Here is a 26,235-nt window from a genome sequence, read left to right as displayed (position 1 = left end):
GACACTGCATGTTAAGTATCAAGAATTTAAAAGTCAGCGCGGAAGGCAACGAGATTCTCAAGGGTCTGGACCTGGAGATCAAACCCGGTGAAGTGCATGCCATCATGGGGCCGAACGGCTCGGGCAAAAGCACGCTTTCGGCGACCCTCGCAGGGCGCGAAGAGTATGAAGTCACTGAGGGCGAGGTGACCTTTAAAGGTAAAGACCTGCTCGAGTTGGATCCGGAAGATCGTGCCGGCGAAGGCGTGTTTCTGGCGTTCCAGTACCCGGTGGAAATTCCCGGCGTCAGCAACCATTTCTTCCTGCAGACGTCCGTGAATGCGGTGCGAAAATACCGCCAGCAGGAGGCGCTCGATCGCTTCGATTTCGCTGATTTTATCGAAGAGAAGATTGAACTGCTGAACATGCCGCCCGATCTGCTGACCCGTTCGGTCAACGTCGGTTTCTCCGGTGGGGAGAAAAAGCGTAATGATATTCTGCAGATGGCGGCGTTGGAGCCGGATCTGTGCATTCTGGATGAAACCGACTCCGGTTTGGATATCGATGCGCTGAAGATCGTCGCCAACGGCGTTAACTCGCTGCGCGACGGCAAGCGCTCGTTCATTATTGTCACGCACTACCAGCGTATTTTGGATTACATCAAACCGGATTACGTTCATGTTCTTTCCCAGGGGCGCATCGTCAAATCCGGCGATTTCTCCCTGGTGAAACAGTTGGAGGAGCAGGGCTATGGCTGGCTTACCGACGAACAATAACTCACGCGCGCTGCAGCAGCTTTATAGCTTGTTCGAAGAGCGCGGCGGCGAGCATTCCGCGCATGCGCTGGCGCACTGGCAGCAGGCTTTACGCCTGGGCTGGCCGACCCGCAAGCATGAGAACTGGAAATATACGCCGCTGGAAGGCCTGCTGGAGCAGCAGTTCCTGGAGCCGCCTGTAGAGCAGGTGACCACGGCTCAGGTGGATGCATTGGCGTTGGCTATCGATGCATATCGGTTAGTGTTTATCGACGGCCGTTTCAGTGCGGCGCTGAGCGATGGCGAACTGGGCGATTATCAGTTTGATGTGGCCTCCTACGGCACGCCGCAGGCGCTGCCTGAGCCCATTCAGCCTGAAATTTTTCTGCACCTGACCGAAAGCCTGGCGCAGGAAACCAGCATTATCCGCGTGGCGGCCGGTAAAAGCGCGTCACGCCCTTTGTACCTGTTGCATATCAGCAGCGGACGCGGTGCTGCAGGCGAAGTGAACACCGTGCATCACCGTCATCATCTTGAGATTGGGCGCAGCGCCCAGGCCGAAGTGATTGAGCACTACGTCAGTTTGAACGATGCCGCGCATTTCACCGGCGCACGCCTGACCGCCAATGTGGCTGACAATGCCCAACTGCATCACTGCAAACTGGCGTTTGAAAGCCAGCCAAGTTACCACTTTGCCCATAACGATTTGGTGATTGGCCGCGACGCGCAGGTGAAGAGTGACAGCTTCCTGCTCGGTGCGGGCCTGACGCGCCACAACACCAGCGCGCAGCTTAACGGTGAAGGTTCTAATTTGGTGATCAACAGCCTGGTGCTGCCGGTCGGCAAAGAGGTGTGCGATACCCGAACTTACCTGGAACACAACAAGGGTTACTGCGAAAGCCGCCAATTGCACAAAGTGGTGGTTAGCGACCGCGCCAAGGCCGTGTTCAATGGCATGATCAAAGTGGCCAAGCACGCGATAAAAACCGATGGGCAGATGACCAACCACAATCTGCTGTTGGGCAAAGTGGCTGAGGTCGATACCAAACCGCAGCTGGAAATCTATGCCGATGACGTGAAGTGTAGCCATGGCGCCACCGTCGGGCGTATCGATGAAGAGCAGCTGTTCTATCTGCAATCACGGGGCATCGACAAGCACGCTGCGCAGCAGATGATTATTTTTGCCTTTGCCGCTGAGCTGACTGAGGGGATCGGTAACGAAACCATTCGTGAATCGGTGCTGGCGCGCATTGCACGGCGCTTGCCGGAGCCGGGGGAGGCCGCATGAGTTTTCCCATCGAACGGGTGCGCGGCGATTTCCCGATCCTGTCGCGTGAGGTCAACGGCCAGCCTCTGGCTTACCTCGACAGCGCGGCCAGTGCGCAAAAGCCGCAGGCAGTAATCGATCGCGAGCTGGATTTTTATCGTCACGGTTATGCGGCGGTGCATCGCGGCATCCACACCATGAGCGCCGAGGCGACTCAGGAAATGGAAGCGGTGCGTGAAAAGGTGGCGGCGTTTATCAATGCAGGCTCGGCGGAAGAGATCGTATTCGTTAAAGGCACCACCGAAGGCATCAATCTGGTGGCCAACAGCTTCGGTCGCCACTTCCTGCAGCCCGGTGACAGCATCATCATCACCGAGATGGAGCACCATGCCAACATCGTGCCCTGGCAGATGCTGGCGCAAGAGCGTGGGCTGAACCTGCGCGTCTGGCCGCTACAGCAAGATGGTACGTTGGATGTGGCGCAGTTGCCTGGATTGATCGATGCCACCACCAAACTGCTGGCGTTGACTCAGGTTTCCAACGTGTTGGGCACGGTCAATCCGGTGCAGGAAATTACGGCGCAGGCCAAAGCTGCCGGTCTGAAGGTGCTGATTGACGGTGCGCAGGCGGTCATGCACCAACGGGTTGATGTGCAAGCGCTGGATTGTGATTTCTACGTATTTTCCGGTCACAAGCTGTATGGGCCTTCCGGTATCGGCGTTCTCTACGGTCGTCAGGCGCTGTTGCAGCAAATGCCACCGTGGGAAGGCGGCGGCTCAATGATTCAGCAGGTGAGCCTGACTCTCGGCACCACCTATGCCGAGCCACCGTGGCGTTTTGAAGCCGGTTCCCCCAATACTGCAGGCATGATGGGACTGGGGGCGGCGATTGACTACGTGAACGCGCTGGGGCTGGAGGCGATTGCTGATTATGAGCATTCGCTGATGCATTATGCGCTCGAAGCGCTGCAGCAGGTACCGACGCTGAAGATCTATGGTCCGGCGGATCGCGCTGGGGTGATCGCCTTTAATCTGGGCGAACACCATGCCTATGACGTCGGCAGCTTCCTGGATCAGTACGGCATCGCTATTCGCACCGGGCATCATTGCGCGATGCCGCTGATGGCGTTCTATAATGTGCCGAGCATGTGCCGCGCCTCGTTGGCGTTGTACAACACCCGCGAAGAAGTTGACCGGCTGGTGGCCGGGTTGCAGCGAATTCAAAAACTGCTGGGATAGGGTAGACTGTCGGGCTTGGCGCTATTGGCTGAGCGCCGGTAGCCAGTGACATGGGGTCGGCATGCCGGCCCCTGAATTATTGAAAGGAACCTCATGGCGAACTTGCCGGATAAAGAAAAGTTGGTGCGTAATTTTTCCCGTTGCCTGAACTGGGAAGACAAGTACCTGTATGTCATCGAACTGGGCGCGAAGCTGCCGGCGCTTGACGATAGCGAACGTCAGGCGGGCAATCTGATTTCCGGTTGTCAGAGCCAGGTGTGGATTGTGATGCGGCTCGATGAACAAGGGCAGGTCGAGTTTCACGGGGATAGCGACGCGGCTATCGTCAAAGGGCTGCTGGCGGTGGTGTTTATTCTTTATCACCAAATGACGCCGCAGCAGATTGTCGAGCTGGACGTGCGGCCGTTTTTCGCCGAACTGGCGTTGAGTCAGCACCTGACGCCTTCCCGTTCTCAGGGGCTGGAAGCCATGATCCGCGCAATCCGCAGTCAGGCCGCCAAACTCTGATATTCCTAAGGCTCATTGATAAAGCGCTTATATTTGCTATGTCAATGAGTCTTTACAAAACCCGCCCAACCCTGCCATTCACCCCGCAAATCAGTGACATATCAGCAGCTTATCCCTTGACGTTATACTGACAAATGGAGAAAGCGATTACGTTATAACATGTTGATTTTTAGAGGACTTATTGCCTTTGACGTCAGCATTGCTAGTATTAATCAGGTCTTGTCTGATTTACCGGTCACCAAGTGCCAGATAGCCTTGTGGCCGAACCGTAATAAGCATATAGGGATGATAATGAAACGTGCGTTGAGTTTAATGGGCATGCTATTTGCCACCGTACTGACCGGCACGCAAGCCGCCAGCGCGAGCGAATACCCGCTGCCGCCGCCGGACAGCCGTCTGATTGGCGAGAACACCACCTATACCGTACCGAACGATGGGCGTCCGCTGGAGGCGATTGCTGCCGACTATAAAATTGGTCTGCTGGGCATGCTTGAGGCCAACCCGGGTACCGATCCCTTCCTGCCCAAGCCGGGTTCGGTGTTGACCATCCCGACCCAAATGCTGTTGCCGGACACCAAGCGTGAGGGGATTGTCGTCAACCTGGCCGAACTGCGTCTGTATTACTACCCGAAAGGCGAGAACAAGGTGATCGTTTATCCTATCGGTATCGGCCAGACCGGGATGCACACTCCGCTGCAGGTGACCTCCGTAAGCCAAAAAATCCCGAACCCGACCTGGACGCCGACCGCCAATATCCGCAAGCGCTATCTGGAGAAAGGCGTGAAGCTGCCGGGCGTGGTGCCGGCCGGTCCTGAAAACCCAATGGGCCTGTTCGCTATGCGTCTGGCTATGGGGCACGGTGAGTATCTGATCCACGGCACCAACGCCAACTTCGGTATCGGCATGCGCGTCAGCTCTGGCTGTATCCGTCTGCGCCCAACGGATATCGAGGCGTTGTTCAACATGGTACCGCGCGGTACCCGTGTTCAGGTCATTAACGATCCGGTGAAAATCTCGGTTGAACCGGACGGCAAACGTTACGTAGAAGTGCATCAGCCGCTGTCGAGAGTTGAAAGCGACGATCCGCAGACCATGCCGATTACGTTGTCCAAAGCCGAGAAGGCTTTTGTCGGCGATGCACAGACCGATAAGACCGTGTTCGATAGCGCGGTTGTACGCCGCTCTGGCATGCCGGTACTGGTTAACGTGGGGCAGAACCCCTCTGACGTCAGTTTAACGCCTGTAGCCTCGCAGGAAACGAATAAGGGCCCGTTCAAGGGGGCACCTATCAGTTCGGTGAATTAAAAAGTAGCCGTAGCGGTCAATACCGATGGGTTCAGCGTGCTGAGCCCTTTTTTTCGCCTAAAGACGGAAGGGGGGAAATGCGGAAATGACAGGCAAAAAAAACGGCGCACAATGTGCGCCGTTTTCAATAACCGAAGCTATCTTACTTTTTGTAAGCGTGAGCTTGGTTGTCCAGGCGCTGGTTAGCACGTGCTGCGTCGTCTTTAGCTGCTTGAACGTCAGAACGGATTGCGTTCACGTCGTTGCTCAGCTGGTCAACTTTAGCGTTCAGAGTCTGAACGTCAGAAGACAGTTGATCGATTTTAGCATTGCTAGAGCAGCCTGCCAGCAGAGTGGAACCCAGGATTACCGCGCCCAGTACCAGTTTAGTACGATTCATTATAACACCCTCTAGATTGAGTTAATCTCCATGTAGCGTTACAAGTATTACACAAACTTTTTTCGAAAGAGAATAATTTTTTTGTATTGGAGTGCTTTATTTTGATCGTTCGCTCAAACTTACAGCTTCTTTTGAAAAATAGTTAAAAAATGTAGGGAAAACAGCTGGATTCCATGGGACAACTCCGATTTATAATTAGCTAAATAATGAGCAATCCACGGTTGCGTTTTTGAGAAAACAGTTTACCAGTGCTAAAAAAAACGCCGCTAAGCGGCGTTTTCATCAAAATAATTATGTCACGTTTTATATTAAAGCACGTGAACCGAGGCAGTATTGGTTGTGCCGCTCGGAACCAGAGCTCCGGAAACCATCACCACAACGTCGCCTTTTTGTGCCAGACCGCTGGCCAGCGCCGCTTCTTTACCGATGCGATAGAAGTCGTCGGTAGAGGCAATTTCCTTGACCATCTGTGGGATCACGCCTTTGCTCAGAATCAGCTGATGCGCGGTGACTTCATTGGTGGTCAGCGCCAGGATCACGGCGTTAGGGAAATATTTACGCACGGATTTGGCTGATTTGCCGCCGCTGGTGGCAACCACGATCAGTGGCGCATCCAGTTTCTCTGCGGTTTCAACGGCGCCACGGCATACGGCTTCAGTGATACGCAGCTTACGGTTGTCATTCAGGCTGTCGATACGGCTTGGCATCACGCGGTCAGTGCGCTCACAGATGGTCGCCATGATGGTCACGGCTTCAAGCGGGTACTTACCCTTGGCGCTTTCGCCTGACAGCATCACTGCGTCTGTACCGTCCAGAATGGCGTTGGCAACGTCGCCGGCTTCTGCGCGGGTAGGGCGTGGGTTCTTGATCATGGAATCGAGCATTTGGGTGGCGGTGATCACCACTTTACGTGCGCGGTTACATTTTTCGATCATCATCTTCTGCGCGAAGATCACTTCTTCTACCGGGATTTCTACGCCAAGATCGCCACGAGCGACCATGATGCCGTCAGAAGCTTCGAGGATTTCGTCGAAGTTGTTCAGGCCTTCCTGGTTTTCGATTTTGGAGATGATCTGGATCTGCTCGCCGCCGTGGGCTTTCAGGTGCTCACGAATTTCCAGCACGTCGGAACGCTTACGGATAAAGGAAGCGGCAACAAAGTCCACACCCTGTTCGCAGCCGAAGATCAGGTCGCGCTTGTCTTTTTCAGCCAATGCCGGCAACTGGATGGAAACGCCCGGCAGGTTAACGCCTTTGTTTTCGCCCAGGTCACCGCTGTTAAGCACCTTACAGACCACTTCGTTTTCGGTCACGTTGGTGACTTCCATGCCGATCAGGCCGTCGTCCACCAGTACGGTGTTGCCGATTTTCAGATCTGCGCTAAAACCGGCGTAGGTTACTGCAACGCGTTCGTTGTTGCCGATAACGCTCTGATCGGTGGTGAAAGTAAAGGTCTGGCCAGCAACCAGAGAGGCATCTTTGCCGCCTTCCAGTTTCATGGTGCGGATTTCCGGGCCTTTGGTATCCAACAGGATACCGGCGTTCTGACCGGTTTTCGCCATCACGGCGCGCATGTTCTTGATGCGGTTGCCGTGCTCTTCGTAATCGCCGTGGGAGAAGTTAAGGCGCATTACGTTCATGCCGGCGTTCAGCAGGTTGGTCAGCATTTCTTCCGATTCGGTTTTTGGACCGATGGTACAAACAATTTTGGTCTTTTTCATGACGGAGTTTTCTACAAGTTGTGATGGATAATAAAACGAATAAAACCAGCGGTCAGGCCACTGATAAGGGATTTGAGTCGAGCCTGGTGGTGCAAAACATAGTTAAGGATAGGTGACCGGGGTCGAAATGGGGCGGAAAAATTCAGCCCGCGCCGGGATGCGGGGATGCTGCGCAACGTGATGAGATGAAAATGTGTTGTTATTGCGTTTTCGCAGATCAAGGGCTGAAACCATTCAACTGAAAGACGTTGCGCATTATAAAGGCTAAGCGGCGGGAAACAAAATAAAAAACCGGTGCTAACGCTCGGATCCGGCAAATCAGCAGCAAATGTGGCGCAAATGCAAACTGACAGCTGCGGTTTGTTGCGCAAATAACCTTAGTGTAAACATGCCATTGGCCGATTTTAGCCGGATACGATAATTTCCAGCAGCGTACCGGCCGACAGGCAGAAGCAGCCGCTGGCAATGTTAGCGGGGATGGCGATAGTTTCACCGGCCACGATCACCTGGGTATCATTGCCGACGGTGAATTCAAACTCACCGGAAACCACCCGCGTCTGCAGAGCGTAAGCCCGCTTTTGCAGTTGGCCGAAGGTTCCTGCGTCGAACTTCACTTCCGTGGCGCTGGTGCCGTCGCTCATTACCCCTTGCCTGCGGGTAAGGCCGGTGTCCAGTTTTTCAAACGCAGTCTCTGCGGTAAATTTCAGCATGGGATCTGTCCTGATAGGGTATTGACCTTGATGATACCTGATGTGGTTTGCGGTAGCAGGAGCAAAGTTTTTAAAGCTTGAGGAACTGTAGGGTCGATAGGGTGGAGCTGCGGATATTATGATTTGGTGCGTCCGAGTGGACTCGAACCACCGACCCCCACCATGTCAAGGTGGTGCTCTAACCAACTGAGCTACGGACGCACTGTACTGCTTTAGAATTTTGGTGCGTCCGAGTGGACTCGAACCACCGACCCCCACCATGTCAAGGTGGTGCTCTAACCAACTGAGCTACGGACGCATCTTTTCCTGTCTGTCATGGCTGACAGCGGGGACGAATATTAACGAGCTACCCGCGCGCTGGCAAGGAGAAAAACGTAATTTTATCCGGTATTTCACGCGATTGCTGCGCTTGTGTGCAGTGCGGCGGTTTTTTCTGCAATCCATGCTGCTGAAGCCGCCGGTCGGCGTAACCGACCGGTGGTGATAGTTAGCGGGTAGAGCGCTGCAGGATCAGTGCCGCAGGCTGTTTTTGCAGCCAACGCATACGCAAGGCCATCATGATGGCGGCGAAGGTCAGCCCGATAATAAACCCAATCCAGAAGCCGCTAGGCCCCATCGCCGGGACGACAATGTCGGTCAACGCCAGCAGATACCCGCTCGGCAGACCCAGCACCCAATAGGCGATAAAGGTGATGAAGAAGATTGAGCGGGTATCTTTATAGCCACGCAGAACGCCGCTGCCAATTACCTGAATAGAATCGGAGATCTGGTAAATAGCTGCCAACAGCATCAGCTGTGATGCCATGGCCACTACCGCCGGGCTGTCGTTGTACAGCAGGGCGATTTGCTCGCGGAAGGTGGCGGTAAACAGCGCGGTGCAGCAGGCCATCAGGATACCGACCCCGATAGCCGAATAAGCGGCAATCCGCGCGCCTTCGACCGAGCCTTCACCCAACCGATAGCCAACGCGAATAGTCGCGCTGACGCCCAACGACATAGGCAACACGAACATCAGCGCGCTGAAGTTCAGGGCAATCTGATGCCCGGCCACCGAAACGATGCCCAATGGAGAGACCAGCAGAGCGACGACGGCGAACAGCGTGACCTCGAAGAACAGCGCCAGCGCGACCGGCAGACCGATGCCGAACAGGCGTTTTATTGCCGGCCAGTCGGGCCGCGGGCTGCTGCCTTCGTGCGGCAAAATATCGCGCTGCGACGGGGCGCGCTTCACGTACCAACGCATCGCCAGGAACATAAACCAGTAAACGCTGCCGGTTGCCACGCCGCAACCTACGCCACCCAATTCCGGCATGCCGAATTTACCGTAGATAAAGATGTAGTTGATCGGGATATTCACCAGCAGGCCGAGAAAGCCAATCACCATGCCCGGCTTGGTTTTCGACAGCCCTTCGCATTGGCCGCGCAGTACCTGGAAGAACAGATAGCCCGGCGCGCCCCACATGATGGCGTGCAGATAGCCCACGGCTTTATCCGCCAATTGCGGGTCGATATTGTGCATCAAGTCGATGACGAACTTGCTGTTATACAGCACGATAATCACCAGCAACGAGACCGCCCCCGCCAGCCAGAAGCCCTGACGCACCTGATGAGCAATGCGATCTCGTCGGCCCGCGCCGTTGAGCTGGGCGATGACCGGTGTCAACGCCAACAACAGGCCGTGCCCGAACAAAATGGCAGGCAGCCAAATAGAGGTACCGACGGCAACCGCCGCCATATCTGTGGCGCTGTACGCACCGGCCATAATGGTGTCTACCACACCCATTGCGGTTTGTGATATTTGCGCGATGATTACCGGGATTGCGAGGGCCAATAAACTACGCGCTTCAATGAAGTACTTCTGCACGCATACACCTTTTCTATTTATTTATGATGGAGGGGGGGGTCGTCGCGAAAGGACAACAATTAAAAATAGCGGAATTTTGTCAAAAAGATTGTACCCGCTCGGCGAGGTTAAGCAAATGCTGTGATGAAATAGTTATTAAATGCGCAGGCACAGACTTTTTGTCGCCGCGGGTTTGGTTTTCCTCGCCAACTGGGGCAAACTGCCCCAAGCGCTTTAAACATTTTCAGAAAGAAGAGGCTCACATGTTCACCGGTATCGTACAAGGCACCGCGCCGCTGGTCGCCATTGATGAAAAATCCAACTTCCGTACCCACGTCATAGAAATGCCTACCGAGCTGCTGCCTGGATTGGAGCTCGGTGCGTCTGTGGCGCATAACGGCTGCTGCCTGACCGTCACGGCGGTAGAAGGTAACCGCGTCAGTTTTGATTTGATCAAAGAAACGCTGCGCCTGACCAACCTTGGTGAACTGGCGTTGGGCGATGTGGTTAACATCGAAAGGGCGGCCAAGTTTAATGATGAGATTGGCGGTCACCTGATGTCCGGCCATATTATCTGCACGGCGGAAGTTGCCAAGATTTATACCTCCGAGAATAATCGTCAGGTATGGTTACGTATGCCGAATGCGGAACTGATGAAATATGTTCTGCACAAAGGCTTTATCGGTATTGACGGAATTAGCCTGACTATCGGTGAAGTGGTGAATAACCGTTTTTGCGTGCATCTGATCCCGGAAACGCTGGAACGTACCACGCTGGGCAAAAAACGCCTGGGTGATAAGGTGAATATTGAGATCGACCCGCAAACGCAGGCGGTGGTAGACACCGTTGAACGGGTGTTGGCAAGCCGCGAAGCGGCAATGGCGGCGGCGAACGCGCTGGCGCAGAAGATCTGACAAACGACCCACCAGAGAGGAGCAATCGCGTGAAGTTTTATGGGAAAACGTTGATGTTAACGGCGCTGCTGGCGCTGAGTGCTTGTAGCAGTTCGCCGGACCAGGGCGCGGCCAACCCGACAGTGGATGCCGATAGCGACACCTGTGGTGCGGCGCAATACCAGAATTATGTCGGTAAACCGATGTCTTCGCTGGAAGGCGTACGAATTGAGTCGCAGGTACGTGCGATTCCGTATAACTCTGCGGTCACGATGGACTTCAACCTGCGCCGCCTGAATTTCCTGGGCGACAGCGAGGATAAAATCATCCGTGTTTATTGCGGCTGATGCTTTTGCAGGTCATGTATAAGAATAACCCCGGTTAATTGGCCGGGGTTTTTTATTGTGCGTATTTAGCGCGTCACGCGGATACCGCCTTCTACGCCTTTCGGGCTGAAGACGACCTGCCAGAGTTGAATGTCACGGGCGCGAAATGCTCCAGCGCAGGCGTTCAGGTAATAACTGAACATGCGTTCGAAACGATCCGAATAACGTTGGGCCAACTGCGGCCATGCCTGTTTGAATCTTTCGTACCACGCCATCAAGGTGCGATCGTAGTCAGCGCCAATATTGTGCCAATCTTCCATCACAAAATGCCCTTCGCTGGCCTGGGCAATATGGGTAACCGACGGCAGGCAGCCATTCGGGAAGATATATTTGTTGATCCACGGGTCAACATTCATATCTGTCCGATTCGAACCAATGGTATGCAGCAGGAATAAGCCGTCCGGTTTTAAATTACGTTCCACCACGTTGAAGTAGGTGCGGTAATTTTTCGGACCGACGTGCTCAAACATACCGACGGAAACAATACGGTCAAATTGCAGATGCAAATCACGGTAATCCTGCAGCAGGATCTCGACGTCCAGCCCGGCACAGCGCTCCTGTGCCAGCTTTTGCTGCTCGGCAGAAATGGTCACGCCCACCACCGAAACGCCATAGTTTTTCGCCGCATAGGCAGAAAGCCCGCCCCAGCCACAGCCAATATCCAGCAAATTCATGCCGGGCTGCAGCTGCAGCTTTTCGCAAATCATCCGTAATTTGGCTTCCTGCGCTTCTTCCAGCGTGGTCGCCTCTTTCCAGTAGGCGCAGGAATACTGCATATAAGGATCCAGCATCAGGGTAAAGAGATCGTTCCCCAGATCGTAATGTTCTTTGCCGACTATCCAGGCGCGTTTCTTCGATTGCAGATTGGTTAATCGCGCGGCGGCAATTCGCAGGGTATCTTTGAGGTGGCGGGGCAATTTCTTTTCCAGACCGGCGCGGACCACGTGATGAAAGAATATATCCAGCCGTTCGCATTCCCACCAGCCGTCCATATAGCTTTCGCCCAGGCCGAGAGAACCCTCCTGCAGCACGCGTTTAAAAAAATTAGGATTTTTAACCTGAATATCGAAAGGGCGCGAGCCGTTTATTTCAATACCGGCCATGCTGAGCATTTCATGAGCGATACGGTACCATTGGTTGTCCTGGATGCTCACATCTTCTATACACGATGAACTCATAGCTTCTCCATCACCTTCTTCTGACTTATGACCCGTCAAAAAATAGCTTAGACAAATTCTGCGGGTGCATACGTTTACCTACGGTAAGAATCCCGTGGCGTCTGATATCCGACTATGAACAGAGGAAAATTTTAAGAAGGTTCCAGCGCAAGAAACGCGGGAAAGACAATCCTTAAAAAACTGTGACGCCATACGCGTACACAACAGTTGCTAGTGATAAAGAAATTATAAAAGTGTTATTTTTAAAGGTCGTTTTTGAGTATAGGCTTGCCGAGGCGCTTACTCAACTGTAAATCGCACTCGGCAAAAATATTCTTTAAGTGATTATTAATACTGGCAATTATGACGCGGAGTTAGCATGTTCCTGACGCGTCGCCTGTCGATCGTCCATTACCTTTCTCCGTTGCATCAGATAGCCCAACGCGGCCAATACCACCGTCGACACCATTACCGTGACCGTTGCCAACAGAGGCTGGGCGATAAAGGCCGAAACCAGCATGCTGGCGACAAAACACAGGCCTAATTGCAGGGTGTTTTGCAAGGCGGCAGCTTTACCGGTTCCCTCCGGGAACGGGGTCAACGCATTGGCTACCACGATAGGGTAAATGGCTCCGTTGACCAACGCCATCACGCAGAACGGAATTAACAACGTAGTGAGCGTGGGCTGAGTCAGGGTGGCAACCAGATATAATGCAACCATACTGACGCCATAAACTACCAGCAGCCAAGGCAACAAGGTGTTGCCATTCATGCGGTTCAATGCGGTACGACAGCCATAGCCCCCTAATAAGAACGCCAGAGTCTGCGGCACATAGCTCAGACCGATGTCGTTCGGGCTATAACCCATATCACCAAGAATAAACGGTGAACCGGTCAGCCAGGCGAAGAAGCCGGCAGAACAGGCGGCAAAGATCATAACGTTGCCACTGAAGATGCGTGACTTTAATAGTTGGAAGAAACTGAGCGCGCTTTTCTTATTGTCGTCGGAAGGCACGGTTTTGGCGCTTTCTTTCAGCAGCAGCGTCGGCAATAGCAAAAGCACGGTAATGCCCAGCAACACGGCGAAAATGGCGCGCCAGCCCATGTGGTTCAGCAACCAGGCACCTACCAACGGCGCCAGCGCCGGTGAAAGGGCTACCAGCGGCATAATGGTGGCGAACACGCGGTTAGCCTTGCCTTCGCGATAGCGGTCAATCACCAAGGCCTGCCAGGTAACGGCAGCGGAACAAACTCCAATCGCCTGGATAAAGCGCAGCGACCAAAGTTGCACGGCATTTTGCACCCATAGCATGCCAAGGCAGCCGAGGGCAAACAGCGCCAGACCGATCAGCAACACCGGTTTACGGCCGAGGCGATCGGAAAGCGGGCCCCACAGCAGTTGTGCAAAGGCAAACCCGGCCAGGAAGATGCTCAGGCTGGCGCTGATTGCCCCGGCGGAAATCTGCAGATCTTGCTGCATCATGCCGAAGGCGGGCAGGTACATATCGGTGGCCAGGTAACCCAGCATGCTCAGGCCGGCAAGGTAGAACATAAAACCAAAGGAATTTCGCATGGTATTTCTCGTTAATATTTTATTGTCGCAGGTTTTTAGCGCCGGCAAGTGTATCCGGCTGGATCTCTGCTTGTGAAACGGTAATATTTGCGAGGTGCTGTTAAAAAAATTGAAGGCAAAGCTATGTGGTCTGAATATTCCCTGGATGTCGTCGATGCGGTGGCCCGCACTGGCAGTTTCAGCGCCGCGGCGCACGAGCTGCATCGGGTACCATCGGCGGTAAGTTATACGGTGCGGCAGTTGGAGCAATGGCTGGCGGTACCGCTGTTTGAGCGCCGTCATCGCGACGTGGAACTGACACCGGCGGGCGTGCTGTTTATTCAGGAAGCGCGTGGTGTCATCAAAAAAATGCTCGACACGCGCCGACAGTGCCAACAGGTCGCTAACGGCTGGCGGGGCCAATTGAAAATAGCGGTGGATATCATCGTTAAACCCCAACGCAGTCGCCAATTGGTGCTGGATTTTTACCGCCATTTCCCCGACGTCGAATTGCTGGTTCAGCCGGAGGTGTTTAATGGCGTATGGGATGCGCTGGTGGACGGTCGTGCCGATATGGCGATCGGCGCTACAAGGGCGGTGCCGGTGGGCGGCGGTTTCGCCTTTCGCGATATGGGAGATATGCGTTGGTTGTGCGTGGCCAGTCCGCATCACCCGCTGGCCGCAATAGAGGGGCTGTTGAACGACGATCAACTTCGGCCCTTTCCGTCGCTGTGCCTGGAAGATACCTCGCGCAACCTGCCCAAGCGCGTGACCTGGACGTTGGACAACCAGCGCCGCCTGGTGGTGCCGGACTGGGCTTCTGCGGTGGACTGCCTGTGTGCCGGGTTGTGCGTTGGCATGATGCCCGCGCATCAGGTATTGCCTTTGGTGCAGCGCGGGGAGCTGGTGGCGCTACAGTTGCAACAGTCATTTCCCGCCAGTCCTTGTTGCCTGACCTGGCAGCAAAATACGCCGTCTCCGGCTATGGCCTGGTTGCTGGATTATCTGGGAGACAGTGAAACCTTGAATCAGGAGTGGCTAAGCGAAGAATAACGCCGGAAACCGTGAGAGTTTCCGGCGCAGATAATTAGCGGCGATAATCGATGAACGGACCGTCAGCGACCGAACGGCGCTCAACCAGCTTGGGATGAACCTCAATCACCTGCGACTCTTCACGCTTGCTGATGATGCGATCCAGCAGCATGGTGAAGGCCATCTCGCCCAAACGCTCTTTGGGCTGATGAATGGTGGTCAGTGCCGGGGTAAAGTAGCGAGCGTTTCGCACGTTATCGTAGCCAATCACCGATATGTCTTGTGGTACGCGCAGGCCAAGTTCATCGGCGGCGCAGATCGCCCCCATGGCCATGATATCGCCACCGCAGAAGACTGCGGTAGGGCGTTGCTTCTGCGACAGTATCTGATGCATGGCCTTGTAACCGGACTCCGGCTCAAAGTCGCCCTGAACAATCCATTCTTCACGCACGTCGATATTGGCTTCTTCCATGGCTTTTAAAAAGCCCTGATGGCGTCCGCCACCGGTATTACGCGCCAGTTGACCCGGAATGGCCCCGATATCGCGGTGGCCGCGTTCAATCAGGTAACGCCCGGCCAGATAGCCGCCTTCAAAGGCGTTATCGATAATGGTGTCGGTAAAGTCACCGCGTGCGGCGCCCCAATCCATGACGACCATCGGGATATTGCGATAATCTTCCAGCATGCCGAGCAGTTGGTCCGGGTATTCCGAACACATGACTAACAGGCCATCGACGCGCTTTTGCGCCAACATCGCCAGATAGGCGCGTTGTTTGTCCAGATTGTTATGTGAGTTGCACAGGATCAGCGTATAGCCTTTGCTGTAGCAGCTGTTTTCCACCGCCTCGATCACTTCGGCAAAGTAGGGTGCTTCGCTCGATGTGGCCAGCAGACCAATAGATTTGGTGTGATTGACCTTGAGGCTGCGCGCCACGGCGCTGGGTGAATAGTGCAGCTCTTTGATCGCGGCGCCAACGGCCGCTTTTGTTTCTTCGGCGACGAAACGAGTCTTATTGATGACGTGCGAAACGGTGGTGGTGGAAACGCCAGCGCGTTTGGCCACATCTTTAATCGTTGCCATGTAAAGAATGACTCCTGAACTCACATGTTGCAGTATGTAAGTGTGATGTTAATCGTTTGCCTGCGTAGATCCTTCTCCAAAGAAGCGAAAACTGAGTTTTTAGTGTGTTGAAGTCGTCAGCGCTTGGTCAGGAGGGGCATTTTGCCGGTACACAGTTGTGAACTGCGAATTTTGTCCCATATTGAGCAAAAGGGGAAGAGGTAATCGGTATTATAAACTGGGAAATGATAACAAGATTTTATCGGCCAACTGTGGGAAAATGGTTTAACACATTAATTGTGTGCCTTTTACCCTTGGGAAACCCAATCTGAAAAGGAGTTGTAATGGATACCGATTTGAAAATGTCACTGTTCACCACCCTGGGTGCGCTGGCTGTGATTATCGCTTTTAGCTTCACCGCAGCATTGAACTGATACTCTTCAGTCAACCAGGCGCAGTTCGCTACGCCTGGTTGTATTTTCCCCGCGTTACGCCAGATTTTCCTCCACAAATGCCCAGTTAACCAGCGCCCAGAAGTTTTCCAGGTAGGCCGGTCGTGCGTTGCGATAATCGATGTAGTAGGCGTGTTCCCAAACGTCCACGGTCAGCAACGGTTTGTCTTCACCAGTCAACGGCGTGGCCGCATTCGACGTATTAACAATCGCCAGCGAGCCATCCGGCTTTTTCACTAACCAGGTCCAGCCTGCGCCAAAGTTTTTCACCGCGGCGTCGCTGAATTGTTCCCGGAAGGCGGTAAAAGAACCAAAAGCCTGGTTGATCGCGGCAGCCAATTTGCCCTGAGGCTCTCCACCGCCCTGAGGTGACAGGCAGTGCCAATAGAAGGTGTGATTCCATACCTGAGCCGCATTGTTGAAGATGCCGCCGCTGGAAGCCTTGATGATTGCTTCAAGAGATAATCCTTCAAACTCGCTGCCTTTCAGCAAATTGTTCAGGTTGACCACATAGGCGTTGTGATGCTTGCCATAGTGGTATTCCAGGGTTTCTGCCGAAATGTGCGGTTCGAGGGCGTTTTTTTCATAAGGTAGTGCGGGCAGTTCAAACGACATTGCTTCCTCCTTGTACAGTGTCAACTCGCCGCTAAAGCAACGGACTTTAAATTGACCTGTTTTTATTGTGGGTATTTAGCTTAGCAATTTTCGCGATGAAATACAGTGGGGGCGGGCTAAAGGATTGGGTGCTTTAGGGACAGCAGGAAAATCAATCAGGGGAGAGCGGCTGGGCAAGCCAGCCGCTAAAGAAATTATCGAATGGTTTTCGGTGTTACTACACGGCGGGCGCCGATGTAATGGTTTTGCCAGTAGTCATTGTCGAGTTGGCTGATCCGAATTTCTTCACCGGTACGCGGTGACTGAATAAATTTGCCGTTGCCCAGATAAACGCCAACATGGTCTGCCACGCCGCGGTTATTAATGCGGAAGAACACCAGGTCACCGCTTTCCAGTTCGCTTCTCTTGATCGGCGCGGCGTCTCGCAGGTGATACATTTCGTTGGCGGTGCGCGGCATTTTGATTTTCACCACGTCTTTATACGCGTAGTAAATCAGGCCGCTGCAGTCGAAACCGGTTCTTGGTGAAGTACCGCCCCAGCGGTAAGGCTTGCCCATTTGGTCCATCAGCTTGGCCATCGCGGTTTGCTTGGCGTGCTGATAGCGTTTTTTGTGCGCTGGAGTCAGCTTCAACGGTTTATCATCACGCACCAGTTTTGCGGTGGCCATCCCGGCCTCGCGGTGGCGACCATAGCCTTTTTTGTAACCCTTTTTCGGCGGGGTAACTTTGATTTTGGCTATTTTCTGAGTTTTGCCTTTCGATTTGGCGCTGACGATCTTTTTAGCGGTTTTTTCCGTTTTGGCTTTGGAAACCTTGGCGGTTTTCTGCGGGGTGGTGGTTTTTGCTTTTTTGCTGGCTTTTACCGCTTTCTTTTTCTTGCGGTCATCTGGCCGGGCTTCGTTGACATGGCTTTTGCGTTGCTCGGCGGCAATACGCGCCTGTGGCGCAGCATGCGCCAGATTGAAGAATAGCTGTGTAAACAACAGCACAAAAAGCGTAAGAATTAAACGCATGTCGACGTTACCAACCTTGGCCCCGGAACAGATATCGAAAGAAGGACAGTATTCCCGAATTTCGCCATATAAAACAGCGAAGAACTCATAAATGATAATCCATATTGTGAGAAAACGTTAATGGCATTTTTTTTGCTGAAAAATCAATCCGTTGATGTATAAAAAAGCGACAATCACCGTCGGCGGGATTATTTAACGGCGCATTTTGATGGCAAAATATATTAGTGAAATGGCCAGATTAAAAATGTTATTCTGCGCATATGTTTTGACCGGAAAGGCTTTGCCGGTAAGACGCGACTGACTACGGGGAAATGCCCTTGCAAAAGATGGCGTTTTCTTGCGACTGTTCCAGCCGCTACAATGGCCGGTGTGATGCATGTTGTAGCCATAAGACTTGGCTTGAGGAAGCAATACAATGACGACGACGATTGAAAAAATTCAGCACCAGATCGCTGAGAACCCGATTCTGCTGTACATGAAAGGTTCACCGAAATTGCCAAACTGCGGTTTCTCTGCGCAAGCCGTGCAGGCGCTGTCTGCCTGTGGCGAACGCTTTGCCTACGTTGATATTCTGCAGAACCCGGACATCCGTGCCGAGTTGCCGAAATACGCCAACTGGCCGACCTTCCCACAGCTGTGGGTCGACGGTGAGCTGGTAGGCGGCTGCGATATCATCATCGAAATGTATCAGCGCGGCGAACTGCAGCAGCTGATCAAAGAAACGGCAGAGAAGTACAAACAGCAGGAAGACCAGCAGCCATAATCGGCTCGGTTTTATTGTTGGGATCCATCGGGCGGCACCAGTGAAGACTGGGCCGCCCGATTTTTTTTGTCTTAGTCGGTGTTTTCGACCGCCAGTGGCCAGCCACCCAAGCGTTTCCAACGGTTGACCAGTTCACAGAACAGCAACGCGGTTTGCTCGGTGTCATACAGGGCAGAATGTGCCTGGGAACTGTCGAACGGGATATTGGCGGCGATGCAGGCTTTGGCCAACACCGTCTGCCCCAGTACCAGCCCACTCAGCGCCGCAGTATCAAAGGTGGCGAATGGATGGAAGGGGTTACGTTTCAGGCTGGCGCGCTCTGCGGCGGCCATCAGGAAGCTGTGATCAAAATTGGCATTGTGCGCCACAATGATTGCCCGGTTGCAGCCACGATCCTTAATGCCCTTGCGCACGGCTTTAAAAATAGCGTGCAACGCATCATGCTCACTGACAGCACCGCGTAATGGGTTACTTGGGTCTATGCCGTTAAAGGCCAGCGCTTCCGGCTGCAGGTTGGCACCTTCAAAAGGCTCCACGTGGAAGTGCAGGGTCTCGTCCTGCTGCAACCAGCCGTTTTCATCCATTTTTAACGTAACGGCGGCAATTTCCAGCAGCGCGTCGGTTTTGGCATTAAATCCGGCAGTTTCTATGTCTATGACTACGGGGTAAAACCCACGAAAACGGCCACTCAGGGCGTTAAGATCACTTTTTTCGGCCATCAGTTTCTTATCTTCATCGAATGCAGCGCGCATTATGGCAAATTTTGCGCCCAGTTGCAGGCGGTTATCACGCAGATAAAAATAAGGGCGCAGGAAGCGCCCTTAATCGACCTCAGTGGCCCAGACCATGCCCAGCATGTTTGTTCTCGATCAGTTCGATCTTGTAACCGTCCGGGTCTTCAACGAAGGCGATCACCGTGGTGCCACCTTTTACCGGGCCGGCTTCGCGAGTAACCTTGCCGCCGGCGTTACGGATGCTGTCACAGGTTGCAGCGACATCGTCGACGCCCAGCGCCAAATGGCCAAACGCGCTGCCCATTTCGTAGCTGTCGGTGCCCCAGTTATAGGTCAGTTCAATCACCGCACCTTCGCTTTCATCGGTATAGCCTACAAACGCCAGCGAGTATTTGTATTCCGGGTTCTCGCTGGTACGCAGCAAGCGCATGCCTAATACCTTGGTATAAAAGTCGATGGAACGTTGCAGGTCACCGACGCGGATCATGGTATGGAGTAAGCGCATAATTCCTCTGATTGGATGTGCCGTTGCCAATGGCGGATGGATTGAAGCGAAATTCAGTATAGCGTTGCCGCATAAGGGATTTCAATGTATGCCGGGGCGGGAGCGGCAGAGTTTCAGTGACATTGTCACCTTATCAATGGCAATCGCACAGTATGTGCCCTATGGTTGATGGAAATAGGTACTATACCCCTCGCAAGGAACAGCAGGGTCGGATAGCGATACAGACTCAGGGTGAATGGCCTCAATTTATACATTTGGATCTGGTTAATATGCTTTTTTGTTTTTACCCGTGTGGAATGATGGCTACTGCCGAAGGAGATCATTAATGGATGAAATGCTGATTCTGGTGGACGCCGAAGATAATTCCGTGGGGTCGCAAACCAAAACGCTGGTGCACCAGCAGGGATTACTGCACCGGGCGTTTTCAATTTTTATATTTAATAGCCAGGGCAGACTGCTGCTGCAACAGCGGGCTTACGGTAAATACCATTCTGCCGGGTTGTGGACCAACACGTGCTGTGGTCACCCGCGCTGGGGAGAGGCGACACAGGCAGCCGCACAGCGGCGGTTGCAGGAAGAGATGGGCTTTTGCACTGAGCTACTGCAGGTATCGAGTTTTACCTACCGCGCGGAAGTGCCAGGCGATTTAATTGAGCACGAATTCGATCATATTTACGTGGGCTTGTTTGACGGTGAACCGCAAGAGGATCCCGAAGAGGCCCACAGCTGGTTGTGGGTCGATATTCGGCAATTAGCCCAGGAGATAAAAAACGATCCTGATAAATTTACCGTTTGGTTCCGCACCATAATGAACAATATCGACGCCGCTGAGATTGAACGTTGGGGAAAGTTGGTTCCCCGTTAAATTGCCCCTGAATCGAAAAACGACAAAAGCCCGCCGGCATTCGCATACCGGCGGGCTTTCTTATCTGGTATTCCGCGTTATTACAGCGTCGGGTAGTCAGTATAACCCTCTGCACCGCCGCCATAGAAGGTGGCAGGCTGCGGCTCGTTCAACGCAGCATTCTGCTTGAAGCGCTCTACCAGATCCGGGTTGGCGATATAGCTGCGGCCGAAGGCCACTGCATCGATAAAGCCTTTATTGATCAGCTCTTCTGCTTTCTCGGCGGTATAAGCGCCGGCACCGACGATGACGCCTTTAAAGTGGGCGCGTACCGAGTCACGGAAGGCGTCGGAATAAGGCTTGCCGCCGGCCCAGTCGGGTTCGGAAATGTGCAGATAAGCGATATTGCGCTTGTTCAGCTCTTCCACCAGATACAGCGCCGCTTCTTCCTGATCTTCCCCGTTATCCAGGCCGTTGAACGGACCCAGCGGTGAAATACGGATGCCAATGTGTTCTGAACCCCATTCGGCGATGCTCGCGTCAACCACTTCCAACGTCAGGCGAGTGCGGTTTTCGATGCTGCCCCCGTATTGGTCGGTACGTTGGTTAGACGCTGGCGACATAAACTGGTGTAGCAGATAGCCGTGCGCCGCATGCAGCTCGATAAAATCAAAGCCGGCTTCACGTGCGTTGGCGGTGGCCTGACGGAAATCGTTGATGATCCCCGGGATCTCGTCGGTTTCCAGCGCTCGTGGGGTAGAGGTCGGCACTCGTACCCAGGCGCCGGTTTCGTCACGCACGGTGGTGCGGGTGTCGGCATTGATCGCAGAAGGGGCCACCGGTGCCTGCTGGCCCGGTTGCAGGCTGTTGTGGGAAATACGGCCCACGTGCCACAGTTGAACGGCGATATGGCCATTCTTATCGTGTACAGCCTGGGTGATTTTTTTCCACGCGGCGATCTGCTCTGGAGTGTGCAGCCCCGGAGCGCCGGCATAGCCTTTCGCCTGGAAAGAAATCTGAGTGGCTTCAGTGACGATCAGGCCGGCACTGGCGCGTTGAGCATAATATTCGCCCATTAACGGAGTAGGGATATCGCCGGGCTCAATGCTGCGCAGCCGCGTCAGTGGGGCCATAAACACGCGGTTTGGCAGGGTGACAGCGCCAACCTTCAACGGGGAGAACAACTTTTCAATCTTCATAGTGCATCCTATATTAATAGACCGGTCGACTAGTAATGTGATAAAACTGCCCCACAGGGCAAGTTTCGATAAAGCCAGGGTGTTTCGTTTAAAGTTGCGGCGGACGCAACAGCAATTCAATACTTTCCAGCGCGCTGGTCAACGGTGCGACCGAGCGGCGGATTTTGGCACGCAGCGAAGCGCCAAGCCACAGTGAATACAGTGTTTCTGCCGTTGCTGCCGGGCTCATGGCAATCGACAAGGCGCCTTCGCGGATACCGCGTTCAATCGCGTCCTGCAGGTGAGCAATCACCCGGGCGGTTCCCGTTTCCAATGCATGACGCATCGGTTCTGACAGATCACTCACCTCGGCGGAAAGCTTCACCGCCAGACAGGCATTGTGGCATTCGCTGCGGCAGTGATAGCTGATTGCCTGGGCGTAATAGCTCAGCAACTGGTGGCGCGCATCGCTTTTATCGTCGGCAAACAGCTGTTTCATTTGCCCATCATAATGCTCGAAATAACGTTGCAGCATCGCTTCACCAAAGGCTTCTTTCGAACGGAAGTAGTGGTAGAACGAGCCTTTCGGCACCCCGGCCGTATTCAGCAGTTCACTCAGCCCCATGCCGGTAAAACCAAGGCGCAGGCTTAGCGTCTCGCCGGTAGCGAGCAAATGTTCACGGGTGTCTGTCGGGCAATGCGCATGTTTAGTCATAATGGCTGTCAGCATAATAGACCAATCGGTCTAGGTCAATAGCAATAAAAAAACCGGCGTAAGAACGCCGGTTGCGATGAACGGTATTTTGCCCGAGCGGGGTGAAGATGTTAAGCGGTTATGAACCGCTGCGGCAGCGTTGCAGAATATCCAACTGCGATTGATACTCGCGAGTTTGCACGTTCATCATGCCGATCAGGGTATGGAACAGGTTGTCTTGCGAGACTTCGTCCTTTTCCGCCATATTGTTCAGACACTGGCGATCGATCTTGAAGTTGCGCTCATAGTCTGCAGACATCCACATCAGGAAGGGAACGTGGGTCTGCTGGCTTGGGGCGAAGACATAGGGCGTACCGTGCAGGTACATACCGTTTTCACCCAATGATTCACCGTGGTCGGAAAGGTACACCAGCGCCGTATTGAATTTCCCGCTGTACTGCTGCAGCAGTTTGATGGTGTCGTCCAGCATGGCGTCGGTATAAAGCAGCGAATTGTCATAGGTATTAACCAACTGCTCGTGGGTGCAATCCTGGATCTGATTGCTGTCGCAGGTCGGCGAGAACTTCTGGAACTCTGGCGTACTGCGGCGGTAATAGGCCGGCCCGTGGCTGCCCATCTGATGCAGTACGATCACACCGTCGTCTTTCAGGCTGTTGATGTAGTCGTTCAGCTTGTACAGCAATACATTATCCATGCACACATCGCCGTCGCAATCCTGCGGCAATTTCAGCTTGGTCATGTCTACGTGCGGTACGCGATCGCATGCACCTTTGCAGCCGCCGTCATTTTCACGCCACAGCACGTTAACACCAGCATGAGCCAGTACGTCTAGTACACCTTCCTGATGCGTAGCCAGAGTCGCATCGTAATCCTTGCGCGGCATGTTGGAGAACATGCAGGGGACGGATATGGCGGTTTCAGTGCCACAGGAGCTGGCGTTTTTAAAATAGGTCACATTGTCTTGTTTCAGGCGCGGGTTGGTTTCGCGGCCGTAGCCCCCGAGCGAGAAATTCTCGGCGCGCGCCGTTTCGCCCACCACCAGGATCACCAGGGTTTTCTTTTGCTGTGAGGCTATCAGCGGCCCTTTGCGAGCATCTTCACCAATTTTCACCAGCGGCAGGTTACGGGTGAAGTAGCGCTGCTGGGTAAACTTGATGGTGCCGGCGACGAAGTTAGAAGGCGTCAGCATTTTCACTACGCTTTTGTTATTGCGGATCAGCGAAGCGTAGTCCTTATAAAACAGCGCGGCGATAATCAGGATCACCACCACGGAAAGCATCACGTTGGCGGCACGCAGCCCGGCCATGTACCACCAGGGGCGAGTTTTTCGGATATCGGTAAAGCAGACCGCCACCGCCGGAAGAATACCGAGCAACACCAGCCACAGCCCCATGCGGGGTGTCAGCAGGGCCGTGGCCTCCTGCGGGTTGGTCTCGAAGGCGTTCTGCATCATATTGCCGTCGATGACCACGCCATAGCTGAACATAAAGTAGTTGGCGGCCGCGCTGCCGAGCAGGAAGAAAATCATCAGCGGTTTACGCAGGAAGGGCACGGTCAGCACGCTGAAGATGATATTCAACGCGCAAAAAATCACTACCGGCATGGTGGCGGCGAAAATAACGCTGTGGACGTTATCGAAGCTGATATACGACCAGGCCTTATGAAGGAATAACGCATTCTGGAACAGAGTGAAGAACAAGGCGCTGGCGAGGATAAAACCCAGGCTGTTGCACTGTAAGCGTTGACGTAACCACATTGCCAAATCTAAGTCCTGCTATTAAGTAATGCGCTGAAATTTACAGGATGAAACTTAAGAAAACCTTAGAGATTCAGAATGGTGGCGAAGTCGTTTAGTTTTGGTTTAGAAAAAAGATCGCCAGACCGGGGGATGGTCTGGCGATGCGATATCAGTAAGCGGCGGTAAATTGCGCTTTGATAAACTGCGGTTTTTCAATTTCGTCGATGATGGCGACCGACAGATCTTCCACCGAGATACCGGCTGGCGCCTGGCCATTCATCAACAGTTTGGTGGTGCCAAGGCGGAACTGGCCGGTGCGTTTGCCAGGTTCCAACAGGGCAGCTGGCGACAAATAGGTCCAGTCGAGCGAAGTCTCGTTACGCAGTTTGTTGCGTAAATCGCGTACCGCTTGTGCGCCTGGACGGATATTTTCCGGGAATTCCGGCGTGTCCACCAATTCAACGCCCGGCGCGACTTCCAGACTGCCGGCACCGCCCACCACCAGCAGGCGTTTAACGCCGGCTTTTTTAACCGCGTCCAGGATCTGCTGTGCGCCGCGGCTGGTTTTTTCGTAAAGGTTGTCTTCCGCCCAGCCTGGGTTATAGGCGCTGATCACCGCATCCTGACCGGCCAGCTGTTTCGCCAGCCATTCGGTGTCGGCGACGTCGCCCAGCGCTATGCTCAGGTTGGCGTTTTCCGGCAGGTCTTTTTGCTGACGGGCAATCGCCGTGACTTGCAGTCCACGTGCCAGAGCTTCATCCAGCACGCGGCGGCCTACAAAACCTGTTGCTCCAATAATGGCTACTTTCATCTTTATGCTCCTGTCAGTAAAGGGGTCAGTATTAACTTTCTGCTCAGATTGACCCGAGCGGGTATAGATAATGTAGTACTTAACAATGATGTTGATTAGTGCCATATTCATGCTTTCTTGATTAAGTAAAACTTCATAATCATGGATAAACTGAATCGAATGGCGGTATTCGCCACCGTGGTGGCCGAAGGATCGCTAGCCGGAGCCGCCCGGCGACTGGGAATGACGCCGTCAGCGGTCAGCCAGCACCTGCGCTCACTGGAAAAAACGCTTGGCGTGCCCTTGTTGCACCGTTCTACACGCCGCCTGGCGCTCACCGAAGCGGGGGCGGCGTTCTATCCCGGTTGTGAGGCGATGTTGTTTCAGGCACAGCAGGCCGAACAGCGTCTGGCGGAACTGCGCGATACCCTGGTGGGAGAATTGCGCATCGCGACGACCATCGGTATCGGTGGTCGCCCGTTAGCGGAGGCGATGGCGCCGTTGTTGCAGGCGCATCCCAAGCTGACGCTGAAGGTGCTGGCTGACGACCGGATTGTCGATATGATTGATCAACGTATCGATATTGCGCTGCGGGTTAATCGTCAACTGGCGGACGCCAATATGATTGCCCACCCGCTGGCCGAATGGCCGATGGTGCTGTGTGCCGCTCCTCGCTATCTCAGCCAGCATGGCGTGCCGGAGACGCCACAAGACCTGGTGCAACACCGATGGATCACCGGGGCTTTCAGCGGTGCGCATCTCGATTTGCATCACCAGAGCGGCCAGCAGCTTAAATTGCGTCTGGCGGAAGGGCAGATTGTCAGCGACAGCATGACCGTCATGCGTGCCTTCACCCGCAATGGTTTGGGGATCTCGATTCAACCCCTGTATGAAATAGAAGATGAGCTGCAACGCGGTGAGTTAATCCAACTGATGCCTGAATGGCGGCCGACACCGTTACGGCTGCATGCGATGACGCTCGAGCGGGCGATGCCGGAGAAAAATCGCCAGGCGCTGCGTTACTTGCGCGACTATTTTCGCCGCCACACCGAAAAGTCACTTGCCAGCGGCGCCGATGGCGTCTTCAATTAGCAAGAGATAACA

Annotated in this window: 27 protein-coding genes and 2 tRNA genes; 12 read left to right on the top strand and 17 right to left on the bottom strand. The window is 53.9% G+C overall.

The window, feature by feature from the left end:
* The first annotated feature begins 8 nt into the window (after window positions 1-8).
* The 5 genes from sufC to NR114_RS06855 all read left to right on the top strand — a co-directional run bounded on the left by sufC (window position 9) and on the right by NR114_RS06855 (window position 5,051).
* Window positions 9-755, top strand: a complete 747-nt coding sequence (gene sufC / locus NR114_RS06875) for a Fe-S cluster assembly ATPase SufC (RefSeq protein ID WP_020826656.1) — start codon at window positions 9-11, stop codon at window positions 753-755.
* Window positions 730-2,022 carry a Fe-S cluster assembly protein SufD gene (sufD, locus tag NR114_RS06870; RefSeq protein WP_115058947.1) on the top strand — a complete coding sequence of 431 codons (1,293 nt, stop codon included), beginning with the start codon at window positions 730-732 and terminating at the stop codon, window positions 2,020-2,022. Before sufC ends, sufD begins: the two co-directional genes overlap by 26 nt.
* A complete protein-coding gene (gene sufS, locus NR114_RS06865; RefSeq protein ID WP_020826658.1) occupies window positions 2,019-3,239 on the top strand; it encodes a cysteine desulfurase SufS in 1,221 nt (406 codons plus the stop codon). Before sufD ends, sufS begins: the two co-directional genes overlap by 4 nt.
* A gap of 93 nt (window positions 3,240-3,332) precedes the next feature.
* Window positions 3,333-3,746: a cysteine desulfuration protein SufE gene (sufE, locus tag NR114_RS06860; RefSeq protein ID WP_020826659.1), complete on the top strand. Its 414-nt coding sequence runs from the start codon at window positions 3,333-3,335 to the stop codon at window positions 3,744-3,746.
* Window positions 3,747-4,037: 291 nt separating this feature from the next.
* Window positions 4,038-5,051 (top strand): L,D-transpeptidase family protein, encoded by a 1,014-nt coding sequence (locus NR114_RS06855; protein WP_234530682.1) that lies wholly within the window; start codon window positions 4,038-4,040, stop codon window positions 5,049-5,051.
* Between the two features lie 142 nt (window positions 5,052-5,193).
* Here NR114_RS06855 and NR114_RS06850 read toward each other — a convergent pair whose 3' ends face one another.
* The 6 genes from NR114_RS06850 to NR114_RS06825 all read right to left on the bottom strand — a co-directional run bounded on the left by NR114_RS06850 (window position 5,194) and on the right by NR114_RS06825 (window position 9,725).
* Window positions 5,194-5,430, bottom strand: a complete 237-nt coding sequence (locus NR114_RS06850) for a major outer membrane lipoprotein (RefSeq protein ID WP_004943717.1) — start codon at window positions 5,428-5,430, stop codon at window positions 5,194-5,196.
* A 308-nt stretch (window positions 5,431-5,738) separates the two neighbouring features.
* Entirely contained in the window at window positions 5,739-7,151 is a 1,413-nt protein-coding gene (pykF, locus tag NR114_RS06845; RefSeq protein WP_020826661.1) for a pyruvate kinase PykF, read from the bottom strand.
* A gap of 404 nt (window positions 7,152-7,555) precedes the next feature.
* On the bottom strand, window positions 7,556-7,861 hold the full coding sequence (locus NR114_RS06840) for a cupin (protein ID WP_020826662.1): 306 nt from the start codon (window positions 7,859-7,861) through the stop codon (window positions 7,556-7,558).
* A gap of 124 nt (window positions 7,862-7,985) precedes the next feature.
* Window positions 7,986-8,062, bottom strand: a tRNA-Val gene (locus NR114_RS06835).
* 20 nt (window positions 8,063-8,082) lie between these two features.
* A tRNA-Val gene (locus tag NR114_RS06830) sits at window positions 8,083-8,159 on the bottom strand.
* 189 nt (window positions 8,160-8,348) lie between these two features.
* Window positions 8,349-9,725: an MATE family efflux transporter gene (locus NR114_RS06825; protein WP_046373698.1), complete on the bottom strand. Its 1,377-nt coding sequence runs from the start codon at window positions 9,723-9,725 to the stop codon at window positions 8,349-8,351.
* Window positions 9,726-9,967: 242 nt separating this feature from the next.
* Here NR114_RS06825 and NR114_RS06820 point away from each other — a divergent pair, with 242 nt between their 5' ends.
* On the top strand, window positions 9,968-10,618 hold the full coding sequence (locus tag NR114_RS06820) for a riboflavin synthase subunit alpha (RefSeq protein WP_234530771.1): 651 nt from the start codon (window positions 9,968-9,970) through the stop codon (window positions 10,616-10,618).
* A gap of 29 nt (window positions 10,619-10,647) precedes the next feature.
* Window positions 10,648-10,944, top strand: a complete 297-nt coding sequence (locus tag NR114_RS06815; RefSeq protein ID WP_020826665.1) for an I78 family peptidase inhibitor — start codon at window positions 10,648-10,650, stop codon at window positions 10,942-10,944.
* A 65-nt stretch (window positions 10,945-11,009) separates the two neighbouring features.
* Here NR114_RS06815 and cfa read toward each other — a convergent pair whose 3' ends face one another.
* On the bottom strand, window positions 11,010-12,161 hold the full coding sequence (gene cfa, locus NR114_RS06810) for a cyclopropane fatty acyl phospholipid synthase (protein ID WP_046373697.1): 1,152 nt from the start codon (window positions 12,159-12,161) through the stop codon (window positions 11,010-11,012).
* Window positions 12,162-12,501: 340 nt separating this feature from the next.
* Window positions 12,502-13,713 (bottom strand): purine nucleoside transporter PunC, encoded by a 1,212-nt coding sequence (punC, locus tag NR114_RS06805; protein WP_020826667.1) that lies wholly within the window; start codon window positions 13,711-13,713, stop codon window positions 12,502-12,504.
* A gap of 123 nt (window positions 13,714-13,836) precedes the next feature.
* On the opposite strand from punC, the gene punR reads away from it, so the two are divergent.
* Window positions 13,837-14,745: a DNA-binding transcriptional activator PunR gene (punR, locus tag NR114_RS06800; RefSeq protein ID WP_256813779.1), complete on the top strand. Its 909-nt coding sequence runs from the start codon at window positions 13,837-13,839 to the stop codon at window positions 14,743-14,745.
* Between the two features lie 34 nt (window positions 14,746-14,779).
* Here the strand turns inward: punR and purR are convergent, their stop codons facing one another.
* A complete protein-coding gene (gene purR, locus NR114_RS06795; RefSeq protein ID WP_020826669.1) occupies window positions 14,780-15,805 on the bottom strand; it encodes an HTH-type transcriptional repressor PurR in 1,026 nt (341 codons plus the stop codon).
* A 323-nt stretch (window positions 15,806-16,128) separates the two neighbouring features.
* On the opposite strand from purR, the gene NR114_RS06790 reads away from it, so the two are divergent.
* Complete coding sequence (locus NR114_RS06790; RefSeq protein WP_020826670.1) at window positions 16,129-16,218, top strand: YnhF family membrane protein; 90 nt, start codon at window positions 16,129-16,131, stop codon at window positions 16,216-16,218.
* 54 nt (window positions 16,219-16,272) lie between these two features.
* Here NR114_RS06790 and sodB read toward each other — a convergent pair whose 3' ends face one another.
* Both sodB and NR114_RS06780 read right to left on the bottom strand, forming a co-directional pair.
* Window positions 16,273-16,851, bottom strand: coding sequence for a superoxide dismutase [Fe] (sodB, locus tag NR114_RS06785; RefSeq protein WP_020826671.1), 579 nt, complete (start codon window positions 16,849-16,851; stop codon window positions 16,273-16,275).
* A 194-nt stretch (window positions 16,852-17,045) separates the two neighbouring features.
* The gene (locus NR114_RS06780) at window positions 17,046-17,864 is read right to left on the bottom strand and encodes a C40 family peptidase (RefSeq protein WP_020826672.1); all 819 of its coding nucleotides are present in this window, start codon (window positions 17,862-17,864) and stop codon (window positions 17,046-17,048) included.
* 415 nt (window positions 17,865-18,279) lie between these two features.
* Between NR114_RS06780 and NR114_RS06775 the strand changes: the two genes are divergently transcribed.
* Window positions 18,280-18,627, top strand: a complete 348-nt coding sequence (locus NR114_RS06775; RefSeq protein WP_020826673.1) for a Grx4 family monothiol glutaredoxin — start codon at window positions 18,280-18,282, stop codon at window positions 18,625-18,627.
* A gap of 71 nt (window positions 18,628-18,698) precedes the next feature.
* Here NR114_RS06775 and rnt read toward each other — a convergent pair whose 3' ends face one another.
* The gene (gene rnt, locus NR114_RS06770) at window positions 18,699-19,379 is read right to left on the bottom strand and encodes a ribonuclease T (protein ID WP_020826674.1); all 681 of its coding nucleotides are present in this window, start codon (window positions 19,377-19,379) and stop codon (window positions 18,699-18,701) included.
* 79 nt (window positions 19,380-19,458) lie between these two features.
* Window positions 19,459-19,866: a lactoylglutathione lyase gene (gene gloA, locus NR114_RS06765; RefSeq protein WP_041414525.1), complete on the bottom strand. Its 408-nt coding sequence runs from the start codon at window positions 19,864-19,866 to the stop codon at window positions 19,459-19,461.
* A 325-nt stretch (window positions 19,867-20,191) separates the two neighbouring features.
* Between gloA and idi the strand changes: the two genes are divergently transcribed.
* A complete protein-coding gene (gene idi / locus NR114_RS06760; protein ID WP_020826676.1) occupies window positions 20,192-20,731 on the top strand; it encodes an isopentenyl-diphosphate Delta-isomerase in 540 nt (179 codons plus the stop codon).
* An 80-nt stretch (window positions 20,732-20,811) separates the two neighbouring features.
* Here the strand turns inward: idi and NR114_RS06755 are convergent, their stop codons facing one another.
* The 4 genes from NR114_RS06755 to NR114_RS06740 all read right to left on the bottom strand — a co-directional run bounded on the left by NR114_RS06755 (window position 20,812) and on the right by NR114_RS06740 (window position 25,152).
* Window positions 20,812-21,909, bottom strand: a complete 1,098-nt coding sequence (locus tag NR114_RS06755) for an alkene reductase (RefSeq protein ID WP_122079121.1) — start codon at window positions 21,907-21,909, stop codon at window positions 20,812-20,814.
* A gap of 88 nt (window positions 21,910-21,997) precedes the next feature.
* Complete coding sequence (locus tag NR114_RS06750; RefSeq protein ID WP_129982945.1) at window positions 21,998-22,618, bottom strand: TetR/AcrR family transcriptional regulator; 621 nt, start codon at window positions 22,616-22,618, stop codon at window positions 21,998-22,000.
* Window positions 22,619-22,721: 103 nt separating this feature from the next.
* Window positions 22,722-24,359, bottom strand: coding sequence for a phosphoethanolamine transferase EptA (gene eptA / locus NR114_RS06745; protein WP_176983993.1), 1,638 nt, complete (start codon window positions 24,357-24,359; stop codon window positions 22,722-22,724).
* A 151-nt stretch (window positions 24,360-24,510) separates the two neighbouring features.
* On the bottom strand, window positions 24,511-25,152 hold the full coding sequence (locus tag NR114_RS06740; protein WP_020826680.1) for an NAD(P)-dependent oxidoreductase: 642 nt from the start codon (window positions 25,150-25,152) through the stop codon (window positions 24,511-24,513).
* A gap of 141 nt (window positions 25,153-25,293) precedes the next feature.
* On the opposite strand from NR114_RS06740, the gene NR114_RS06735 reads away from it, so the two are divergent.
* Window positions 25,294-26,223: a LysR substrate-binding domain-containing protein gene (locus tag NR114_RS06735; protein ID WP_041414527.1), complete on the top strand. Its 930-nt coding sequence runs from the start codon at window positions 25,294-25,296 to the stop codon at window positions 26,221-26,223.
* Window positions 26,224-26,235 lie beyond the last annotated feature (12 nt).

The organism is Serratia sp. Ser99, from assembly GCF_024519545.1.
Classification (GTDB): domain Bacteria; phylum Pseudomonadota; class Gammaproteobacteria; order Enterobacterales; family Enterobacteriaceae; genus Serratia; species Serratia liquefaciens.
Note: the sequence above shows the minus strand (reverse complement) of the source record. Positions and strands in the feature narration are given on the sequence as shown.

What these genes read in the sequence shown, in the direction of transcription:
- NR114_RS06750 (WP_129982945.1), bottom strand. Translation starts at nt 22,618, where the DNA reads ATGCTGACAGCCATTATGACTAAACATGCGCATTGCCCGACAGACACC.
- NR114_RS06820 (WP_234530771.1), top strand. Translation starts at nt 9,968, where the DNA reads ATGTTCACCGGTATCGTACAAGGCACCGCGCCGCTGGTCGCCATTGAT.
- eptA (WP_176983993.1), bottom strand. Translation starts at nt 24,359, where the DNA reads ATGTGGTTACGTCAACGCTTACAGTGCAACAGCCTGGGTTTTATCCTC.
- NR114_RS06735 (WP_041414527.1), top strand. Translation starts at nt 25,294, where the DNA reads ATGGATAAACTGAATCGAATGGCGGTATTCGCCACCGTGGTGGCCGAA.
- sufE (WP_020826659.1), top strand. Translation starts at nt 3,333, where the DNA reads ATGGCGAACTTGCCGGATAAAGAAAAGTTGGTGCGTAATTTTTCCCGT.
- NR114_RS06775 (WP_020826673.1), top strand. Translation starts at nt 18,280, where the DNA reads ATGACGACGACGATTGAAAAAATTCAGCACCAGATCGCTGAGAACCCG.
- rnt (WP_020826674.1), bottom strand. Translation starts at nt 19,379, where the DNA reads ATGCGCGCTGCATTCGATGAAGATAAGAAACTGATGGCCGAAAAAAGT.
- gloA (WP_041414525.1), bottom strand. Translation starts at nt 19,866, where the DNA reads ATGCGCTTACTCCATACCATGATCCGCGTCGGTGACCTGCAACGTTCC.
- sodB (WP_020826671.1), bottom strand. Translation starts at nt 16,851, where the DNA reads ATGTCGTTTGAACTGCCCGCACTACCTTATGAAAAAAACGCCCTCGAA.
- sufC (WP_020826656.1), top strand. Translation starts at nt 9, where the DNA reads ATGTTAAGTATCAAGAATTTAAAAGTCAGCGCGGAAGGCAACGAGATT.
- purR (WP_020826669.1), bottom strand. Translation starts at nt 15,805, where the DNA reads ATGGCAACGATTAAAGATGTGGCCAAACGCGCTGGCGTTTCCACCACC.
- NR114_RS06780 (WP_020826672.1), bottom strand. Translation starts at nt 17,864, where the DNA reads ATGCGTTTAATTCTTACGCTTTTTGTGCTGTTGTTTACACAGCTATTC.
- cfa (WP_046373697.1), bottom strand. Translation starts at nt 12,161, where the DNA reads ATGAGTTCATCGTGTATAGAAGATGTGAGCATCCAGGACAACCAATGG.
- NR114_RS06740 (WP_020826680.1), bottom strand. Translation starts at nt 25,152, where the DNA reads ATGAAAGTAGCCATTATTGGAGCAACAGGTTTTGTAGGCCGCCGCGTG.
- NR114_RS06755 (WP_122079121.1), bottom strand. Translation starts at nt 21,909, where the DNA reads ATGAAGATTGAAAAGTTGTTCTCCCCGTTGAAGGTTGGCGCTGTCACC.
- idi (WP_020826676.1), top strand. Translation starts at nt 20,192, where the DNA reads ATGGATGAAATGCTGATTCTGGTGGACGCCGAAGATAATTCCGTGGGG.
- punR (WP_256813779.1), top strand. Translation starts at nt 13,837, where the DNA reads ATGTGGTCTGAATATTCCCTGGATGTCGTCGATGCGGTGGCCCGCACT.
- sufS (WP_020826658.1), top strand. Translation starts at nt 2,019, where the DNA reads ATGAGTTTTCCCATCGAACGGGTGCGCGGCGATTTCCCGATCCTGTCG.
- pykF (WP_020826661.1), bottom strand. Translation starts at nt 7,151, where the DNA reads ATGAAAAAGACCAAAATTGTTTGTACCATCGGTCCAAAAACCGAATCG.
- NR114_RS06850 (WP_004943717.1), bottom strand. Translation starts at nt 5,430, where the DNA reads ATGAATCGTACTAAACTGGTACTGGGCGCGGTAATCCTGGGTTCCACT.
- NR114_RS06855 (WP_234530682.1), top strand. Translation starts at nt 4,038, where the DNA reads ATGAAACGTGCGTTGAGTTTAATGGGCATGCTATTTGCCACCGTACTG.
- NR114_RS06840 (WP_020826662.1), bottom strand. Translation starts at nt 7,861, where the DNA reads ATGCTGAAATTTACCGCAGAGACTGCGTTTGAAAAACTGGACACCGGC.
- NR114_RS06790 (WP_020826670.1), top strand. Translation starts at nt 16,129, where the DNA reads ATGGATACCGATTTGAAAATGTCACTGTTCACCACCCTGGGTGCGCTG.
- punC (WP_020826667.1), bottom strand. Translation starts at nt 13,713, where the DNA reads ATGCGAAATTCCTTTGGTTTTATGTTCTACCTTGCCGGCCTGAGCATG.
- sufD (WP_115058947.1), top strand. Translation starts at nt 730, where the DNA reads ATGGCTGGCTTACCGACGAACAATAACTCACGCGCGCTGCAGCAGCTT.